This window comes from Streptomyces sp. MAR4 CNX-425, assembly GCF_048656465.1.
Lineage (GTDB): Bacteria > Actinomycetota > Actinomycetes > Streptomycetales > Streptomycetaceae > Streptomyces.
In genome coordinates, this window is the sequence record NZ_JBMDLF010000006.1 from 372,768 (window position 1) to 391,250 (window position 18,483).

The 18,483-nt window shown below is 76.0% G+C and carries 13 protein-coding genes; 6 read left to right on the forward strand and 7 right to left on the reverse strand.

Going from position 1 to position 18,483, the window contains the following annotated elements; genetic code table 11:
* Positions 1 to 26 precede the first annotated feature (26 nt).
* Both ACHZ99_RS19425 and ACHZ99_RS19430 read right to left on the reverse strand, forming a co-directional pair.
* Entirely contained in the window at positions 27 to 3,647 is a 3,621-nt protein-coding gene (locus ACHZ99_RS19425) for a hydantoinase B/oxoprolinase family protein (RefSeq protein ID WP_420305904.1), read from the reverse strand.
* A gap of 50 nt (positions 3,648 to 3,697) precedes the next feature.
* The gene (locus tag ACHZ99_RS19430; RefSeq protein WP_420305905.1) at positions 3,698 to 5,116 is read right to left on the reverse strand and encodes a HEAT repeat domain-containing protein; all 1,419 of its coding nucleotides are present in this window, start codon (positions 5,114 to 5,116) and stop codon (positions 3,698 to 3,700) included.
* A gap of 728 nt (positions 5,117 to 5,844) precedes the next feature.
* Here ACHZ99_RS19430 and ACHZ99_RS19435 point away from each other — a divergent pair.
* Entirely contained in the window at positions 5,845 to 6,864 is a 1,020-nt protein-coding gene (locus ACHZ99_RS19435; RefSeq protein ID WP_420306064.1) for a SpoIIE family protein phosphatase, read from the forward strand.
* Between the two features lie 90 nt (positions 6,865 to 6,954).
* On the opposite strand, the gene ACHZ99_RS19440 is transcribed toward ACHZ99_RS19435, so the two are convergent.
* The gene (locus ACHZ99_RS19440; RefSeq protein ID WP_420305906.1) at positions 6,955 to 8,427 is read right to left on the reverse strand and encodes a hypothetical protein; all 1,473 of its coding nucleotides are present in this window, start codon (positions 8,425 to 8,427) and stop codon (positions 6,955 to 6,957) included.
* 311 nt (positions 8,428 to 8,738) lie between these two features.
* Between ACHZ99_RS19440 and ACHZ99_RS19445 the strand changes: the two genes are divergently transcribed.
* Both ACHZ99_RS19445 and ACHZ99_RS19450 read left to right on the forward strand, forming a co-directional pair.
* Entirely contained in the window at positions 8,739 to 9,860 is a 1,122-nt protein-coding gene (locus tag ACHZ99_RS19445; protein WP_420305907.1) for an aminoglycoside phosphotransferase family protein, read from the forward strand.
* Positions 9,861 to 10,029: 169 nt separating this feature from the next.
* A complete protein-coding gene (locus ACHZ99_RS19450) occupies positions 10,030 to 11,952 on the forward strand; it encodes an N-acetylmuramoyl-L-alanine amidase (RefSeq protein ID WP_420305908.1) in 1,923 nt (640 codons plus the stop codon).
* Here ACHZ99_RS19450 and ACHZ99_RS19455 read toward each other — a convergent pair.
* On the reverse strand, positions 11,937 to 14,156 hold the full coding sequence (locus tag ACHZ99_RS19455) for a glycosyl hydrolase family 95 catalytic domain-containing protein (protein WP_420305909.1): 2,220 nt from the start codon (positions 14,154 to 14,156) through the stop codon (positions 11,937 to 11,939). The two genes, ACHZ99_RS19450 and ACHZ99_RS19455, sit on opposite strands and share 16 nt — an antisense overlap.
* A gap of 232 nt (positions 14,157 to 14,388) precedes the next feature.
* Positions 14,389 to 14,892 carry a hypothetical protein gene (locus ACHZ99_RS19460; RefSeq protein WP_420305910.1) on the reverse strand — a complete coding sequence of 168 codons (504 nt, stop codon included), beginning with the start codon at positions 14,890 to 14,892 and terminating at the stop codon, positions 14,389 to 14,391.
* A 138-nt stretch (positions 14,893 to 15,030) separates the two neighbouring features.
* On the opposite strand from ACHZ99_RS19460, the gene ACHZ99_RS19465 reads away from it, so the two are divergent.
* A complete protein-coding gene (locus ACHZ99_RS19465) occupies positions 15,031 to 15,756 on the forward strand; it encodes a maleylpyruvate isomerase family mycothiol-dependent enzyme (protein WP_420305911.1) in 726 nt (241 codons plus the stop codon).
* The gene (locus ACHZ99_RS19470; RefSeq protein WP_420306065.1) at positions 15,753 to 16,472 is read left to right on the forward strand and encodes a leucine-rich repeat domain-containing protein; all 720 of its coding nucleotides are present in this window, start codon (positions 15,753 to 15,755) and stop codon (positions 16,470 to 16,472) included. Before ACHZ99_RS19465 ends, ACHZ99_RS19470 begins: the two co-directional genes overlap by 4 nt.
* 4 nt (positions 16,473 to 16,476) lie before the next feature.
* Here the strand turns inward: ACHZ99_RS19470 and ACHZ99_RS19475 are convergent, their stop codons facing one another.
* Together ACHZ99_RS19475 and ACHZ99_RS19480 are read right to left on the reverse strand one after the other, a co-directional pair.
* Positions 16,477 to 16,716, reverse strand: coding sequence for a DUF397 domain-containing protein (locus ACHZ99_RS19475; protein ID WP_420305912.1), 240 nt, complete (start codon positions 16,714 to 16,716; stop codon positions 16,477 to 16,479).
* 138 nt (positions 16,717 to 16,854) lie between these two features.
* The gene (locus tag ACHZ99_RS19480) at positions 16,855 to 17,685 is read right to left on the reverse strand and encodes an endonuclease/exonuclease/phosphatase family protein (protein WP_420305913.1); all 831 of its coding nucleotides are present in this window, start codon (positions 17,683 to 17,685) and stop codon (positions 16,855 to 16,857) included.
* Positions 17,686 to 17,767: 82 nt separating this feature from the next.
* Between ACHZ99_RS19480 and ACHZ99_RS19485 the strand changes: the two genes are divergently transcribed.
* Positions 17,768 to 18,424 carry a phosphotransferase gene (locus tag ACHZ99_RS19485; RefSeq protein WP_420305914.1) on the forward strand — a complete coding sequence of 219 codons (657 nt, stop codon included), beginning with the start codon at positions 17,768 to 17,770 and terminating at the stop codon, positions 18,422 to 18,424.
* The last annotated feature ends 59 nt before the right edge of the window (positions 18,425 to 18,483 follow it).

Genomic DNA, 18,483 nt, shown 5'->3' on the forward strand with positions numbered 1-18,483 from the left:
GTGCCCGGGCGGCTGAGCGGGGTGGCTCAGGCCGGGGCGCCGTACCCCCCGCCGCCGGGCGTCTCGACCACCAGCACGTCCCCCGCCCCGACCTCGACGGTGTCCGACCCCGCCAGCGGCTCCACCGTGCCGTCGGCCCGCTCCACGGCGTTGCAGCCGAGCGCCCCCGGCCCGCCGCCCGCCATCCCGTACGGCGCGACCCGCCGGTGGCCGGTCAGCAGCGTGACCGTCATCGGCTCCAGGAACCGGATGCGCCGCACCGCGCCGCGCCCGCCCTCCCAGCGGCCCCGGCCGCCGCTGCCGTCCCGTACGGCGAACTCCTCGACGCGGACGGGGTAGCGCCACTCCAGCACCTCGGGGTCGGTGAGGCGGGAGTTGGTCATGTGGGTCTGCACGACGTCGGCACCGGGGAAGCCGTCGCCCGCGCCGGAGCCGGAGGCGACGGTCTCGTAGTACTGCGCCTTGTCGTTGCCGAAGGTGACGTTGTTCATCGTCCCGGAGCCCTCGGCCTGCACGCCGAGCGCCGCGTACAGCGCGCCCGTCACCGCCTGCGAGGTCTCGACGTTCCCCGCCACGGTCGCGGCGGGGAACTCCGGCGCGAGCATCGAGCCGGCCGGGATGCGCACGTCCAGCGGCTTCAGGCAGCCGCTGTTGAGGGGGATGTCCTCGGCGACGAGCGTGCGGAAGACGTAGAGCACGGCGGCTATGACGACGGAGCTGGGCGCGTTGGCGTTGCCGGGCAGCTGGGCCGACGTGCCGGTGAAGTCGACGACGGCGGCGCGCGCCGCGCGGTCGACGCGGACGGCGACCTCGATGACGGCGCCGGCGTCCGTCTCGTAGCGGTACGAGCCGTCGCCCAGGGCGGCGATGACGCGGCGCACGGACTCCTCGGCGTTGTCCTGCACGTGCCCCATGTAGGCGCGCACGACGTCGAGGCCGAACGTGCCGATCATGCGGCGCAGTTCGTCGATGCCCTTGTTGTTGGCGGCGATCTGGGCGCGCAGGTCGGCGAGGTTGGCGTCCGGCGCGCGCGAGGGGTACGGGCCGGAGGTCAGCAGCCGGCGCGTCTCGGCCTCGCGGAGCTCTCCGTCGCGTACGAGCAGCCAGTTGTCGAAGAGGACGCCCTCCTCCTGGATGGTGCGGCTGAACGCGGGCATCGAGCCGGGGGTGATGCCGCCGATCTCGGCGTGGTGGCCGCGGGAGGCGACGAGGAACAGCAGGTGCCGGCTCTCCTCGTCGAAGACCGGCGTGACGACGGTGACGTCGGGCAGGTGGGTGCCGCCGTGGTACGGGTCGTTGATGGCGTACACGTCGCCGGGCCGCAGGCCGCCGGCGGTGTCCCGGTTGCGGCGCAGTACCTCCTTGATGGACTCCCCCATCGACCCCAGGTGTACGGGCATGTGGGGGGCGTTGGAGATCAGGTTGCCGTCGGCGTCGAACAGGGCGCAGGAGAAGTCGAGCCGCTCCTTGATGTTGACGGAGTGCGCGGTGCTCTCCAGCCGTACGCCCATCTGTTCGGCGATCGCCATGAAGAGGCTGTTGAAGACCTCCAGCATCACCGGGTCGACACCGGTGCCGACCGCCCGGGTGGCGGGCCGCGGCCGGACGCGGGTGAGCGTGAGGTGGCCGCGCGGGTGCACGGCGGCCTGCCAGCCGGGGTCGACGACGGTGGTGGAGCCCTCCTCGGCGAGGAGCGCGGGGCCGGTGACGGTGTCGCCGGCGCGCAGCTCCGTGCGCTGGTACAGCCCGGCCTCGCGCCACCGCCCGCCGGTGAAGATCCGTACCCGGTCGGCGGGTTCCGGCGGGCCTCCGGCGCCGGTGCCCCGGCCGGTCTCCTCCCGGGTGGTCGCGGCCTGTTCGGCGGCCGCCTCGACGGACACCGCCTCGGCGACGACCGGCTTGTCCATCGTGAACGCGAACCGCCTGCGGTGCACGGCCGTGAACTCCGCCCGCATCTCCGCCTCGTCCGCCAGCGGCACCGCGATCGCGGAGTCCGTGCCCGCGTACCTCAGGTGCACCCGCGCCCCGGTGCCCACGGCAGCCGCCGGAATGCCCTCGTCCACCAGGTCCGCCGCCGCCCGCCCGGCCAGCTCCGCGCACACCTTCCGGATCCGCGGCATCGACGCCTCGTCCAGCTCCGCCTCCACGGCCTGCTCCCGCATGGCCGTCGCGGCGGCCACCCCGATGCCGTACGCGGAGAGCACGCCCGGGTGCGGCGGCACGACGACGGTGGAGATGCCGAGCACGTCGGCGACGGCGCAGGCGTGCTGGCCGCCGGCGCCGCCGAAGCTGGTGAGGGCGTAGCGGGTGACGTCGTGGCCGCGCTGGACGGAGATCTTCTTGACCGCGTTGGCCATGTTGAGCACGGCGATGTCGAGGAACCCGGCCGCGACCTCCTCCGGGGAGCGCCGGTCGCCGGCGGCCCCGGCGGACTCCTCGGCCAGCTCGGTGAACGCCCGCCGGACGGCCTCGTCGTCGAGCGGCTGGTCGCCGCCGGGCCCGAAGACCGCCGGGAAGTGCCGCGGCTGGACGCGGCCGAGCATGACGTTGGCGTCGGTGACGGTGAGCGGCCCGCCGCGGCGGTAGCAGGCGGGGCCGGGGACGGCGCCGGCGGAGTCGGGGCCGACGCGGTAGCGGCGGCCGTCGAAGTGCAGGACGGAGCCGCCGCCGGCGGCGACGGTGTGGATGCTGAGCATCGGCGCGCGCATCCGCACGCCCGCCACCCGGGTGTCGAAGTCGCGCTCGAACTCGCCCGCGTAGTGGGAGACGTCGGTGGACGTGCCGCCCATGTCGAAGCCGATCACCCGGTCGTGGCCCGCCTCCGCCGAGGAGCGGACCATGCCGACGACTCCCCCGGCGGGCCCGGAGAGCACGGCGTCCTTGCCGCGGAAGTGCGTGGCCTCCCGCAGGCCGCCGTTGGACTGCATGAACTGCAGCCGGATGCCGGGCAGTTCGCGGGCGACCCGGTCGACGTAGCGGCGGAGGATGGGCGACAGATAGGCGTCGACGACGGTGGTGTCGCCGCGCGGCACGAGCTTCATCAGCGGGCTGACCTCGTGGCCGCAGCTGATCTGCGTGAAGCCCGCCCGCCGGGCCTCGGCGGCGACGGCCCGCTCGTAGGCCGCGTGGCGGTAGCCGTGCACGAGGACGACGGCCGCGCTGCGGAACCCGTCGCGGTACGCCGCCGCGAGCGCCTCCCGTACGGCGGCGGTGTCCAGCTCGCGCACGGCGTCGCCGTGCGCGCCGACGCGCTCCGGCACCTCGACCACCCGCTCGTACAGCGCCTCGGGCTTGAGGATGCGCCGCTCGAAGAGCCGGGGCCGGTTCTGGTACGCGATCCGCAGCGCGTCCCGGAACCCCTCGGTGACGAGGAGGACCGTCGGCTCGCCCTTCCGTTCGAGGAGGGCGTTGGTGGCGACGGTCGTGCCCATCTTGACCACCTCGACCCGCTCCGCCGGCACCGGCTCGTCCGGGCCGAGGCCGAGCAGCAGCCGGACGCCGGCGACGGCCGCGTCGTCGTGGGCGCCGTACCGCCCGGGGTCGTGCGAGAGCAGCTTGCGGGCGACGAGGGTGCCGTCCGGCCGTCTGCCCACCACGTCGGTGAACGTGCCGCCGCGGTCGATCCAGAACTGCCAGCGCGCCGTCATGCGGCCATTCTCGCAGCTCGCGGCCGTACGGGAAGGAGGCGTCACGGGCGTCAGCCGGCGGCGCCGTCCGGGGTGATGCGGGTGCGCACGGTGCTCTGCACCTCGCCGTCCTCGGCCGGGTCGGCGGCGAGGCTGCGCAGCCGGGCGACGACGCGGGCGTCGGCGGTCTCGGCGTACCGGGCGCCGATCTCACGGGTGGCGTCCTCGCAGTCCCACAGGCACTCGACGGCGAAGGAGGCGGGGAACGACGGGTCGGTGGCGGCCAGCGCGCGGGCGGTGCAGCCGCGGAGCTGCGAGCTGCCGGTCTCGCGGTAGATGTGCCGGAGCACGGGCGCGGCGGAGGCGATCGCCAGCCGTCCGGCGCCCGCGACGAGGGCGCACAGCTCGGGCGCGTCGGGCCCGGCGTCGCGGACGCGGCGCAGCAGCACGGCCCGTACGGCACGGGCGTCGCGCGCGGCGCCCCGCCGGGCGAGCATCACGCCGGCGGCGGTGCCGAGCGCGTCCTCGCGCGCCGCCCAGCGGCGGGCGGTGTCGAGGGCGGCGGTGGAGCACATCCGGCCGAAGGTGGCGAGGGCGGCTTCGGCGAGGGTCTCGGCGGGCGCGCCGGCGGCGGCCTCGATCAGGTCGTACGTCTCGGGGTCGGCGGTCGCCGCGAGGTGCGCCAGGGCGGCGGCCCGGGCGCCGTCGCCGCCGCCGCGGGCCGCGGCGAGCAGCTCGGGGCGGTCCTCGGGCCCGGCGACGGCCGCGAGACAGCGGGCGGCGGCGGCGTGCCGGGGCTGGGCCGGGTACTGCTCCAGGCCGTCCTGCGCCCAGTCGAGGATCTCGGTGACGCTCCAGCCGGGCCGCGGGCCGCGGGAGCCGAGCTGGCGCTGCCAGCGGTCGAAGCTCCCCTGCTCCCGCGCCGCCCGCACCCGTTCGCCCAGGTCGGGGTCCTCGGCCCACAGCCGCCAGGGGCGGGGTTCGAACGCGTCGCGCATCTCCGCGGCCAGCTCGCGCTCGCCCTCGGGGGTGCGCGGGAAGCGGGCCAGCACGTGCGGGGCGAGGGCGCGCAGACCGGCGTCGTCGTCGCGCAGGGCGAGCTCGTCGAGGGCCCACTGCCAGCAGCCGCCGGCGGCGGCGTAGCGGCGGAGGAGCTTCAGGGCGTCCTCGCGGCCGTACGAGGCGAGGTGGCCGAGGACCGAGAGGGTGAGGCCGGTGCGCTGCTCGTCGGGGCGGAGCAGGTCGTCGGGGGCGAAGAGGTGGTCGGCGAGGGCGTCCACGGGGGCGTCCAGCTCCAGGCAGAGCCGGGCGTAATAGAGCGAGCGGTTCTCCACCTGCCAGTCGTGCCGGGGGTCGTCGAGCACGCAGCTGTACAGCGCCTGGAGGGCTTCGGCCCGCGGCGCGGCGAGTGCGTGCAGGGTCCCGTCGCCCCGGCCCCGCTGGAGGAGGCCGAGGAGGGTGCCGCTGGGCGCTATGGCTGGCTCGAACATGACGTCAGCATCCGGTGTGGTGGGACCCCTGGCAACGGAATTTTCCGCGGAACGGACAGACCGGGCCACCGGCCGGCTGCCGGCTCCATTGCCGCGGCAGCTTACTGGAGTGCGGAGACCGGGTGAAGTGCGGTCGGGAACCGGCCATCGGTGCATATGCCCCACGCATGTGCTCGACTGTCCGTAAACGCCTTACGCAGCGTCGCCGCCTGTGCCACAGTCGTAGCGGCGAAACCGCAGACGACAGTCCCACGGTCGGAAGGTATTCGGAGATCACGCCATGGCCGCCGCCGCACGTCTCCCCCGCGCCGCGGACCCGCGCGCCGCGCAGCAGCCCGAGCACAGCGCCGTGGCCACGCTGCTCGCGCAGATCGCCCGGCTGCGCGGCAGCCTGGAGGCGGTCCGGCGGGAGACCATCGCCGCCGCGGGCGACGCCGAGGAGGCCGAGCTGCGCTGGCAGCGGGCGCTCTGCGACCTGGCGGCGCGGCAGCTCGACTCGCTGACCGTACAGCTCGGACAGCTGCGCGAAGGTCACCCGGTCGGGCGGGACCGCGACGGCACCGCCGGGCGCGAGGGGCCCGGGCCGCCCCGGCGACGCGGCCGCGGAGGAGCCCCGGGAGCGGCCGCAGCCCCGGGTCGGCAGCGCCGAGTGGCATCTGCTTTCGGACGAGGTCGACTGGTCGGACGACCTGTACGACATCCTCGGCAGGGACCCCGGCGACGGCCCGCTGGCGCTGGACGACCTGCCGTCCTGGTTCGACCCCGCCGACCAGCCGCGGCTGACCGCGATGGTCACGGACTGCCTGGTCGACGGCCGGCCGATCGACGGCGAGTTCCGCGTCCGCCGGCCGGACGGCCCCCCGCGCACCCTGCACGTCGTCGGCGAGCCCGTCCTCGACGCCGGCGGCGCGACGGCGTCGATGTGGACGGTCGTCCGCGACGTGACGGAGCTGCGCCGCAGCCGGCAGGCGGTGCGGGAGTCGGAGTCCGTGCTGCAGCGCGAGCGGCACTTCGCGCACGCCGAGCGCCGCATCGCCCAGGAGCTGCACGAGTCGGTGCTGCCGCCGTGGCGCGGCGCGGTGCACCTGCCGGCCGGCGGCCCCGGCGCGCTGACCGTCGCCGGGCACCACTTTCCGGCCGCCGCCGACACCCCGGTCCGGGGCGTCTGGTACGACGCGCTGCCGCTGCCCGGCGGCGGCACCCTGCTCGGCGTCGGCGACGTCGCCGGCCGCGGGGTGCCCGCCGCCGCCGCGATGACGATGCTGCTCGGCGCGGTGCGCGGCATGGCGCTGGGCGGCACGGCGCCGGGCGGGCTGCTCGGCCGGGTCAACGAGCTGCTGGAGGTGTCGGCGCAGCCGGTGCTGGTCGGCACGGTCTGCTGCCGCTACGACCCGGCGGACCGCGCGCTGCGCTGGGCCCGGGCCGCGCACACCCCGCCGCTGCTGTTCCGCGACGGCGTCGGCCGCGTCCTCGCCGCCCCCGACGGCATGCTGCTGGGCGCCGCTCGCGCACAGCGCCCGTACGAGCAGGTGAGCGAGCCGCTGCGGGCCGGCGACCTGCTCCTGCTGCACACCGCCGGGCTCGGCGCGCACAGCCCGGAGCCGGCCCGGGAGCGGCTGCTGGCGCTCGCCCCGCGGTTCGCGGCGGCGGCCGGGGCGCAGGACTGCCTGCGCGCGGTCGTCGAGGAGTTCGGCGGGGGACGTCGCGGGGACGACGCGTGCGTGCTCCTCGCGCGGGTGCCCGGCTGAGCCGCTGCCTCCGGCGGCCCGGCCCGCCGCCCCCCGCCCGTCCCCGTACGGGCGCCCGGCCCCGCGGCGGTGCACCGGGGCCGGGGCCGGTCAGACGGGGCTCGTGCGTCCCCGCGCCGCCCGCGGCAGCGCGTCCCTGATCTCCTCGCGCAGCGCCCGCACCAGCGGTTCGTCCGCGTACGGCGCGGTCAGCCGGTACGTCTCCCGCAGCCGGTCCCAGGTGCGGTGCGAGGAGTTCTCCCCGATGCGCTCCAGCGCGAGCCGGGCGTAGGCTTCGCCGTCCTCCGGCTCGTCGGCGAGGAAGCCGGCGGCGGCCATGGACACGTGGTCGAGGATCTGGGAACGCTGGCGCCCCTCCGGCCGGTGGGCGAGCGCCAGCCTGCCGTGCTCCTGGGCGCGCGCCGCCGCGGCCGGGTCGAACTCGGCGAGCGTGCGGTACGCCAGCGCCTGCATGCCGTGCAGGTCGGCCCGGTCGAAGAGCTGCATCCAGCTGGGCACCGGCTCGCCCCCCGGGTCCGCGGCGAACAGGTCCTCCGCCTCGCCCAGGGTGCGCCGCACCGCGCCCGACCGCCCCTTGGCCGCCAGCGCCCACGCCTCGACGGTGCGGAGCATCGAGCGGATCCGCGGCTGGGTCTCCGGGCCGGTGCCGGACCTGGCCACCGCCATCAGCTCCACCGCGTCGTCGGGCCGGCCCAGGTGGATCATCTGCCGGGCGGCGCGGGACAGCGCCTCCGCGGCCCGCGGCCGGTCGCCGCCCTCGCGCGCGGCGTGCGCGGCGATGACGAAGTACCGCTGGGCGGTGGGCTCCAGCCCCACGTCGTGCGACATCCAGCCGGCCAGCACGGCGAGGTTCGCCGCGACGCCCCACAGCCGGTTCTGCAGCGGGTCCGGGTGCCGGTACGCGAGCATGCCGCCGACCTCGTTGAGCTGGCCGACGACGGCCTTGCGCTGCAGTCCGCCGCCACGTTCGGCGTCCCAGGAGCGGAAGACCGCCACGGAGCGTTCCAGCGCCTCGACCTCCTGGGCGCCGACCGGCGTCGCCTCGTACCTGCCGAAGCGCGCCGGCTCGACGGTGCCGCCCCCGCCGGCGGCGGGGTCGAGCGTGGCGGGGTCGGAGCCCAGCCACTCGTGCAGGGAACCGGTCAGGGCGGAGCCGGCCGCGAGCGCGGCACCCGCGCCCATCAGGCCGCGTCGATTGAGCATGAGGTCCATTCCCGTGAATTCGGTGAGGACCTCGGCCGTCCGCTCGGGCGCCCAGGGCAGCAGTGCGTCGTCGGACTGCCGCCTGACCCTGCCGGGCCCCGCGGCCCGTTCGAACCCGAGATCCTCGGTGGTCACGACACGGCCGAGTCGCTCGGTGAACAGGGCAGCCAGCACCTTGGGCACCGGCTCGCGCGGGATCTCGCCCGTCTCGATCCAGCGCCGCACCCGCGAGGTGTCGGTCGACAGCTGCGGATGGCCGGTGGCCGCCGCCTGCCGGTTGACCAGCCTCGCCAGCTCGCCCTTCGACCATCCGGTCATCCCGAACAGGTCGGCGAGCCTGGTGTTGGGTCCCTTGCTCACATCAAGCCCCCAGGGTCTCGGCTCACTTGACCGTACCGACGGCCCGGTGGCCCGGCGACCATTCGCCAGGGTTCGCCAGGGTGCGCCAGATGGTGTGCCACCCGTATAGCGGTGTGGGCTATGACTGCGCCATCCGGCCGCAACCGCCGGGGCACATGCCAACCGCACGGCCCACCCGCACATCCCGGCCCCAGCGCCCGGGGCCCGGACCCCCAGCCGGCCCACCGGGCGCGGTGCCCGGGAGGGCACGGGACGTCCGGTGGCCTGCGCCGCGCGCAACCGGCCCGTGCCTGAAGGGATCTGTCTCGCCCATGTACGCAGCATCGGCATCCGCGTCCGCCCCCGTCCGTACGGTACGCCCGCCAGCCCCGCACCGGACCGCGGCGGGGGGCGCGCCGTTCCTGGACCCGGGCCGGGCACCGGCCGCGGGCGCACGCCTGCGACAGTTCCCCGCCACCGCGCGCCGTCCCGTCAGCGGACGGCTCGACCTGTCCGGCCCGCAGGGGGCGCTGCTGCGCGCGGCCGTCGAGTCGGTGCACCGCGTGGTCCCCGACTTCAACCCCGTGCAGGTGCTGCGCCGCAGCAGCCGCACGGTGCTGCTGGTCGGCTCCGCGGGCCGGACCACGGCGGTGGCCAAGTGCCCGGTCGACAGGTCGGCCGGGCGGGTGGCGAAGCTGCGGCAGGAAATAGCGGCCTACCGCACCTTCGTCCGGGCCCGGCCGCCCGTACGGGTACCGCGCCTCATCGCCGCCGACCCGGAGAGTTGCACGCTGGTCGTCGAGCGGACCCCCGGCCGGGCCGCCGCGTTGCAGCGGCACCCGCTGGAGGTCCCGCCGCACGCGGACGTGCGCGCGACGCTCGCCGCGCTGGTGCGCATCGGGATGTGGCGGCCGCCGGCCGGCGCGTTCGGCGCCCCGCTGGACTACGGGGCGCAGCTCAGCCGGTATCACGAGGTGGGTCTGCTCACCGACCGCGACATGGGCGACCTGCAGACCCTCCTGCACGGCATCGGGCCGGGGCACCTGCAGTTCTGCCACGGCGACGCGCTGCTGTCGAACGTCCTGCTGTCGCCCGCCGGCCCGGTGCTGGTCGACTGGGAGCAGGCCGGCTGGTACCTCCCGGGGTACGACCTGGCGACGCTCTGGGCGGTGCTGGGCGAGGGCTCGCCGGCCCGCCGGCAGATCAGCCAGCTCGCGCAGGCGGGCGGGGCGGCGCACCGGGACGGGTTCCTGGTCAACCTGATGCTGGTGCTGGTGCGCGAGGTCCGTACGTACGAGGCCGCCGTGCAGCGGGCGATGCGGGACCCGGCGGCCCCGGTCGGTGTGCACAGCGGGATGACCGCCGGGGAGGAGCACCGGCTGCTGCTGCGCCGGCTCCACGACGACGTGCAGATGGCGCGCCGCGCGGTGCGCGCGGCGGTCGGCACGCGGTGAGCCCGGCGGGGCGGCGGCCCGTGACACGCCGCCCCGCCCGCCCGTCCGCTCGTCCGGTTGCCGGGGCAACCGCCTGACGGGCGGGCGACGCGCCAGGGAGATGATTGACGGTCTGTCAGGCCGGCGGTAGTGCTGGGTGATCGTTCGCCCCACGCACCCGGAGGACCCCGTGCCCGGACGCCTCGCGCGCCGCGCCGCCGCCACCGCCGCATCCGCAGTCCTGCTGCCGCTGCTCGCCGCGGGCGCGCCCCCGGCGGGCGAGGCGCCCGCCGGGGCGGAGCCGCTGCGGGCGTCGTTCGCCGAGGCCGCCCGGCGGTACGGGGTGCCGGAGAGCGTGCTGCTGGGGGTGGCGTATCTGGAGTCGCGCTGGGACGTGCACGGCGGGGCGCCGAGCGTGGCGGGCGGGTACGGGCCGATGCACCTGACGGACCTGCGCGCGGCCACCGGCCGGGACGCCGGGCCGGGCGGGCGGACGCGGGGGACGCAGACGGTGCAGCGCGCCGCGCGGCTGTCGGGGATCCCGGCGGCCCGGCTGCGTACGGACCCGGCGGCCAACGTCCTCGGCGGCGCCGCGCTGCTCGCCGAGCACGGCCGCCGGCTGGGCGCGGAGCCGGGCGACGGGCCGGCCGCGTGGTACGGGGCCGTGGCCGCGTACGCGCAGGCCCCGGACCCGGCGACGGCGCGGGTGTTCGCCGACGAGGTGTACGCGGTGATCCGCGCGGGCGTACGCCGTACCACCGACACCGGCGAGACCGTCACGCTCCCGGCCGGCGCCGCCCGCGCGCGCACCGCCGCGGTCCCCGCCGCCCCCGCCGCCCACCGGACCGCCGCCGCGACCGGCGGCGCCGGCGCGGAGTGCCCACCCGAGCTGGCCTGCGCGTGGGTGCCCGCGCCGTACGAGGTGTACGGCGGGAAGGACGGCAAGCCGGACTACGGCAACCACGACAAGGCGCGCCGCCCCCACGACCAGCGCGTCCGGTACATCGTCGTGCACGACACCGAGGGCGGCTTCGACGGTTCCGTACAGGCCGTGCAGGACCCCCGGTTCGTCTCCTGGCACTACACCCTGCGCTCCTCGGACGGCCACGTCGCGCAGCACGTGCGCACCCGGGACGTCGCCTGGCACGCGGGCAACTGGCAGGTCAACGCGCAGTCCATCGGCCTGGAGCACGAGGCGCGGCTGACCGACCCGGACGCCTGGTTCACGGAGGCGATGTACCGCTCCTCGGCGCGGCTGGTGCGCTACCTGGCGCGGGAGTACGACGTGCCGCTCGACCGGCACCACATCATCGGCCACGACAACGTGCCCGCCCCCGGCCCGGACCACGTCCCCGGCATGCACACCGACCCCGGCCCTTACTGGGACTGGGCGCACTACTTCGACCTGCTCGGCGCCCCGCTGGAGCGGGCCGCGTACGCCGACGGCCGGGTGGTGACGATCCGCCCGGACTACGCGCGCCACCGCCCCGTCTACACCGCCTGCACCGGCGACACCGCCGCCGCCTGCCCGCCCCACGGCTCCGGCGCGGTCCGCCTCCGCGCCCGCCCCGCCCCCGATGCCCCGCTGGTCGGCGACCCCGGGCTGCACGGCGGCTCCCCCGCCTCCACCGGCGTCAACGACACCGGGGCGCGCGCCTCGACGGGCCAGCAGTTCGCCGTCGCCGGCCGCCGCGGCGACTGGACGGCGATCTGGTACCTGGGCCGCAAGGCGTGGTTCCACAACCCCGCGTCCGCCCCCACGGCGGTCGTCGACGACGGCGCGACCGTCACCCCGCGCCGCGGCGCCGGCCCCGTGCGGGTGCACGGCCTCGCGCTGCCGGAGGCGTCCGCGTACCCCGGGGGCGTCGAGCCGGAGCGGGCCCGTCCGCTGCCGTACACGCTGCGCGAGGGACAGGCCTACGTCCTCGGCGGCACCCAGCGCGGGGAGTACTTCCACGCGCCGGGTCTCGCCGACGAGTCCGGCGCCCCGAGCCGGGTGGTCCGGGGCCGCACCGTGTGGCACCAGATCCAGGTCGGCCACCGGATCGGCTACGTCAAGGCGGCGGACGTGACCGTGGTGCGGCCCCGGAGCGGCGGTCAGCCGAAGGTGTAGGTGCGTCCCGCGCGCGCGTTGACGGTCTCCTCGCCGCCGGGGAGGAGGTCGCTGCGCAGGGTGAGCCGGCGCGTCCGGCCCGCGTGCAGGGCGATGCGGGTCGCGCGCCCGCCGGCCCAGGTGACGTCGACGGTCGCGCCCCCGCGGGCGCGCAGCCCGGTCACGGAGCCCGCGGGCCAGGCGCCCGGCAGGGCGGGCAGCACCTCGATGGGGCCGTGCTGGCTCTGCAGCAGCATCTCCGCGATGCCGGAGGTGGCGCCGAAGTTGCCGTCGATCTGGAACGGCGGGTGGGTGTCCCACAGGTTCGGCAGCGTGGACGACTTCAGCTGCTCGGACAGCATCTTGTGCGCGTGGTCGCCGTCCGTCAGCCGCGCCCAGAAATTGATCTTCCACGCCTTGCTCCAGCCCGTTCCCCCGTCACCGCGCGCGGTCAGCGACACCTTCGCCGCCTCGGCCCACTCGCTGCCCACCTCGATCTGCCGCCCCGGGTGGAGCGCGAACAGGTGCGACACGTGCCGGTGCCGGTTGCCCGGGTCGTCCAGATCCGCCTTCCACTCCTGCAACTGCCCCCACGACCCGATCCGCAGCCCGGGGTCCAGGTCGGCGAGGGCCCGCTCCAGCCGCGTACGGAACGCCCGGTCGTCGCCGAGGGTCGCGGCGGCTTCGAGCGTGGAGGTGAAGAGGTCGTACACGATCTGCTGGGACATGGAGCAGCCCGCGGTGAAGTCGCCCTGCTCGGGCGAGTAGCTGGGGGTGACGACCAGCTTGCCGTCGCGCGGGTCGGTGCGCAGGTTCGCGAGCCAGAACTCCGCGGCCTCCTTCATCACCGGGTACGCGGTGTGGCGCAGGTAGTCCGTCGAGCCGCCGAAGCGGTAGTGCTCGTACATCTGCTGCGTGACCCAGGCGGCGGCCTCGGGGAACCAGAAGGCGGTGGCCCAGTCGTGCACGCCGGTGAAGCCGTAGGGGTTGGTCTCGTTGTGCACCACCCAGCCGCCGCTGCCGTGGATCTCCCGCGCGCTCACCCGCCCCGGCGCGCGCAGCGCGTCGACGAACTCGTCGTACGGGACCGTGGTCTCGGCGAGGTTGGTGACCTCGGCCGGCCAGTAGTTCATCTGCAGGTTGATGTTGACGTGGTAGTCCGCGCTCCACGGCGGGTTCGTGACGTTGTTCCACACCCCCTGGAGGTTCGCCGGCGTCGACCCGGGGCGCGAGGAGGCGATCAGCAGGTAGCGCCCGTACTGGAAGAACAGCTGCTCCAGCGCCCGGTCCGCGCCCGCGTCGCCGCCGCCGTAGCCGGCGAGCAGCCGGTCCGTGGGCAGGTCGGGCAGCTTGCCGCCGACGTCGAGGGCGACGCGGTCGAACAGCTCGCCGTGGTCGGCGGCATGGCGCCGCGCCAGTCGCCGGTACGGCGACCGGGCGGCCCGGTCGACGGCGCGGGTGACGCGGTCGTGCGGGTCGGGGCCGCGGTAGCCGGGGTGGGCGTCGGCGTAGTCCGTGCCCGCGGCGAGGACGAAGCGGGCGCTGTCCGCGCCGCTCACGGTCAGCGTGCCGTCCCCGGCCGTGACCGTGCCGCCGTCGGCGATCAGCCGGATCTGCGCCTCGAAGACCAGCCCGTTGTCCGCCAGCGTGCCGCGGACCGTCAGCCGGTCGCCGTCCGCGGTGGCCGTGTAGTCGTCGCGCGGGGAGGTGTAGCGCAGGGTGAACGACACCCGCCCCGGCTCGCTCGCGGACAGCCGGCCCACGGCCACCGAGTCCGGGTACGAGACGAAGAACTCCCGCAGGTGCCGGGCGCCCTCGTGCTCGTACGCGACGGTGGCGACCGCCCGCCGGAGGTCGAGCCCGCGGCGGTACGAGCCGTCGGGCGCGTCCGGCGCGGCGGCCAGGTCCAGCCGGAGGTCGCCGAGCACCTGGTACGCGCCGAAGCCGTGCTTGGGCTGGCCCAGCTCCGCCGCGACGGTCTCCGGGTCGAGCCGCCCCTCGGCGTCGATGCGGTCCTGCACGGCCGCCAGCGCCCCGGGCCGCGGCTCGCGCCAGTTGCCGAAGTCGTAGCCGTCGGAGCCGGGGCCGCCGGTCCACAGGGTCTTCTCGTTCAGGGTCAGCTGCTCGGACGCGAGCGTGCCGAAGACGCCGAGGCCGAGCGCGCCGTTGCCCAGGGGCAGCGACTCGCGCTCCCAGTCCGCGGCGGGCGCCGCGTACCAGAGCATCAATTCATCGGAGGTATCAGCGGAATCAGAAGAAGCGAACGCGTTCCCGGAGAGGCCGGCCGGCCCCATGGCCATAGCGCCCGCTGCGCCGATCGCTGACATGACGGTGGTTCTGCGCGTGATCCCCTCAGTCATGACGCGTCACGCTAGAGGTCCGATGACTAGGTGACAAGACATCGCGCAGCGCCCGCTGTTGGCGGAGATGCCGGGCGGGGTGCGCGGGGGCGCGGGTTCAGACCTGCTGGAACAGCTCCGCGGGCAGCGGCTTGAGCAGCGCGTACAGCTCCTCGGAGATGGGCCGGTCCCAGGCCGCGATGGTGACGAGCACCTTGTCGCTGCGGTCGAACTGCACGCAGGAGACGCGGCTCTCGGAGAGCTTCAGCCGGCGCACGATCAGCAGGTTGTCCCCCTGCATCACGGGGGCGTCCTCGACGTCGGTGACGGTCACCGGCTCGTCGTGCTCCAGCGCCAGCAGCAGCTGCGCGACCTCGAACGGCGGCTGGCCCTCCGGCACCTCGCGGGCGGGCGAGCCCTCCGGGAGGTTACCGATGATCATCGCGGGGCCGCGGCCGCCGAACAGGTCGTACCGCAGGAAGACCCCCTGGCAGCTCCCGTCGGGCGCGGGCAGCAGGCCGGCGCCGAGGTCACCGGGCCAGTCGCCCGGGTCCATGGCCAGGACGTCGAAGTCCGGGCCCGCGGGCTTGGCGGCGCTGCTGCGGCGGCGGAGGAAGGCCATGCACCAATCGTACGGGTCCCGCGGCACCGCCGGCCCCCGGGGCGGCTCCGCCGTCCTCCTGATCCGGCATTGCCGGATCAGGCGTACCCCGCCTGCCACCCGAGTAGGGTCTCCCCGTCGACGACCGAGGAGGGGCGGATGGCGAGATCCGGGGGCGTGCCGGCGGGCCCGGAGGTGTGGGCGTACGTGCTGGACGGACACGAGCGGCTGCGCATCGCGCTGGCAGAGCTCACCGAGGGCAGGGAGCGCGGACCGTCCAGGCTGCCGGACTGGACCCGCGCGCACGTGCTGTCGCACATCGAGGGCATCGGCCGGGCGCTCACCCGCCAGGCGCGGTACGCGCTGAAGGACGAGCTGATCGAGGTGTACGACGGCGGCCGGCCGGCCCGCGACGCGGGCATCGAGGCCGGTGCGGTACGCAGCGCCGCGGAGTTGACCGCGGCGGTGACGGCCACCCTGGCGGAGGCGGAGACCGTCTGGGGGTCGGTGGGCGACACGGACTGGGACCGCCCGGTGCGCTACCGGGACGGCGACCTGCTGGGCGCGCTGCGCTGCTGGTGGCGCGAGCTGGAGGTGCACACCGCGGACGCGAATCTGGCGACCTGCTCGGCGGCCTGGCCGCGCGAGCTGTGCCTGCACCTCTTCGACTTCCTCGCGCCGCGCGCGCCCGCGGGGCTCACGCTGGTCGAGTCGGACGGGCCGGTGCGGTACACGTTCGGCGCCGGGAGCACCGGGAGCACCAGGAGCGCCGGCCACGGGCCGGTGGTCCGGGGCCGGCTCACGGACCTCGCCGCGTGGCTGGCGGGCCGCGACCCGCACCTGCGGCTCGACGGCCGGCTGCCGGAACTCGGCCCGTGGCCGTGACCCGGGTCGTCGACCTCGGGCGGTCCGGCCTCACCGCCGTACCGCCCGGGGTGTGGCGGGAGACGGACGCCGAGGTGCTGGTCCTGGCCGGCAACGCGCTCACGCACGTCCCGGACGACCTCGCCGCCCTCACCCGGCTGCACACCCTCGACCTCGGGCACAACGCGCTCGCGGCGGTGCCCGGGGCCCTCGGGTCGCTCCCCGCCCTGACCCGCTGCCTGTACCTGCACGACAACCGGCTGACCGCCCTGCCCGCCGCGCTCGGCCGGCTGCGCTCGCTTGCCTACCTCAACGTCGGCGACAACCCCCTCGGCGCCCTGCCCGACGAGCTGGGCGACATGGCGGCGCTCCAGGAACTCCGCGCGCAGCGCTGCGGGCTGACCGGGCTGCCGGAGTCGGTGGGGCGGTTGTCCGCGCTGCGCGAGCTGTGGCTGCGCGGCAACGCCCTCACGGCGCTGCCCGAGTCGGTGGCGGGGCTGGGGGCGCTGCGCGAGCTGGAGTTGCGCGAGAACGCGCTGCGGACCGTGCCCGCCGCGCTGGCCGGGCTGCCGCTGCTGCGCCGCCTGGATCTCCGGGCCAACGCGATCGGCGACGTCCCCGGCTGGCTGGCGGAGCTGCCCGCGCTGGAGAAGCTGGATCTGCGCTGGAACGGCGTCGAAGGCACCGAAGCCCCGCTCGTCGCGCTGCGCGAGCGGGGCTGCGCCGTGCTGGCGTGACCGGTCAGGTCAGGTCGAACTCGCCGTCGCGGGCGCCGAGGACGAAGGCACGCCACTCGCCCGGGGTGAAGATCAGCGCGGGCCCCTCCGGGTTGCGCCCGTCGCGCATGGCGATGTAGCCCTCCACAAACGCGATCTCGACATCCCCCACTCCCTGACTGCTCGACTGCCACGTGGCGCCTGTCAGATCGAGCTGCGGTTTCCCGCTGCCCGCCGCCGGCTGCTCAGTGGTGCTCTTGGCCACGTCCTGCTCCTCCCGGTGAGCGTCGTCCGGAGCCAGGGTATCCACCGCGGCGGGCGGTGGAACAGGCCACGATAGGAGGACCGCGGAAGTGGTAAGGGGGAAGGCGGCCGGGGGTGGGCCGGGGGGTTCGGCGGGGGCTCAGCCGGCGGTGGTCGCCAGGTCCGCGACGACCGCGCAGTGGTCCGACGCCCACACCCCGTCGACCGGCGCGTCCCCGGCCCGCCGCACGTCCCGTACGTGCCCCTCGCCCCGGGGACCGGCCGGGCCCACCAGCACGTAGTCGATCCGCGCGTCCCACTCCAGGACCCGTGCCGCGTGCGGGTTGGCCAGGTCCCACGTCGCCCCCGCGGCGCCCGGGCGGGCGTAGCGCCAGGCGTCGTAGAGCACCTGCCCGCGGACGGCGGGCGCGGTCTTCGTGCCGGACAGCAGCCGCATCTCGTCGGAGTCGGGCTCGGCGTTGAAGTCGCCGGTGACCACGGGCGGGAAGTCCCCGTCGCCGCGCCGCCGGTGGACGAACCGGGCGAGCGCCGAGACCTGCGCGCGGCGGGTGGCGGAGGCGTGGGCGTGGGAGAGGAGGTGCGTGGTGAAGAACGGCACCGCCACCCCGCCCGGCGCGGCCACGCGCGCGTACAGCGCCTGCTGTCCGTCCGGTTCCTCCTCCCCCGCGGGCAGCACGACGGTCTCCCGCGCGGCGATCGGCCACCGGCTGAGCACCGCGTTGCCGACCTCGACCGTGGGGTCGCCGATGCGCCGCTGCCAGCGCCCGGGCTCGGTCGAGGGCGCCCAGATCCACTCCATGCCCAGCTCGTTGGCGAGCCATCCGGCGAGGTTCTCCCCGTCCCGGGCCCAGACCTCCTGCAACCCGACGACGTCCGGACGCACGTCGCGAAGCGTGCGCAGGATGGCCTTGCTCCGCTCCTGCCACGGCCCGAAGCGCCACCAGAGATTCCAGGTCATGACGCGGATCATGCGTGTGTTTCCCAACCACGGGCCGGCTTTCCGATCAGAGGCTATCTCTACCGGACCGGAATGATGTGCGAGAGTCGACGGGATGGAGCTGATCGGGCGGGGGCGGGACGCGGACGTGTACGCGCTGGCCGCCGGCCGGGTCCTGCGCCGGTACCGGGAGGACGGTCCGGCGCGGGCGGAGGCGCGGCTGATGACGCACCTCGCCGGGGCGGGCTACCCGGTCCCGCGGGTGTACGACGCGAACGACCGCGACCAGATCCTCGAACGCCTCGACGGCCCGACCATGCGCGCCTCGCTGCGCCGCCGGCCGTGGCGCGCCGCGTCGTACGGGCGGATCCTCGCCCGGCTCCACGACAGGCTGCACGCCGTGCCCGCCCCCGGCTTCCTGCCGTCCTCCGCCTGCTCCGGGAGCGGCGGCCGGGTGCTCCACCTGGATCTGCACCCGGACAACGTGGTCCTCACCGCCCGCGGCCCGTACGTCATCGACTGGCGCAACGCCGCCGCGGGCGACCCGGCGTGCGACGTGGCGATGACGGTGTGCATCCTGCGCGGCGTGGAGCCGGGCCCGCCGGAGGCCCTCACCGTACGCGTCCTCGTACGCTCCCTGCTCCGGGCGACCGCCACGGACCCCGCCTCCGGCTACGCCCACGCGCTCCCCGCCCGGCTGGCCGACCCCCACCTCACCCCGGGCGAGGCCCGGCGGCTGCGCCGGGCGCTGGGAGACGGGACGCGGGCGTAGGGTCGGGGGATGACGCGCCGGCGGCGGGGGCGTGTACGAGGATCCGGCGGGCCACCCGT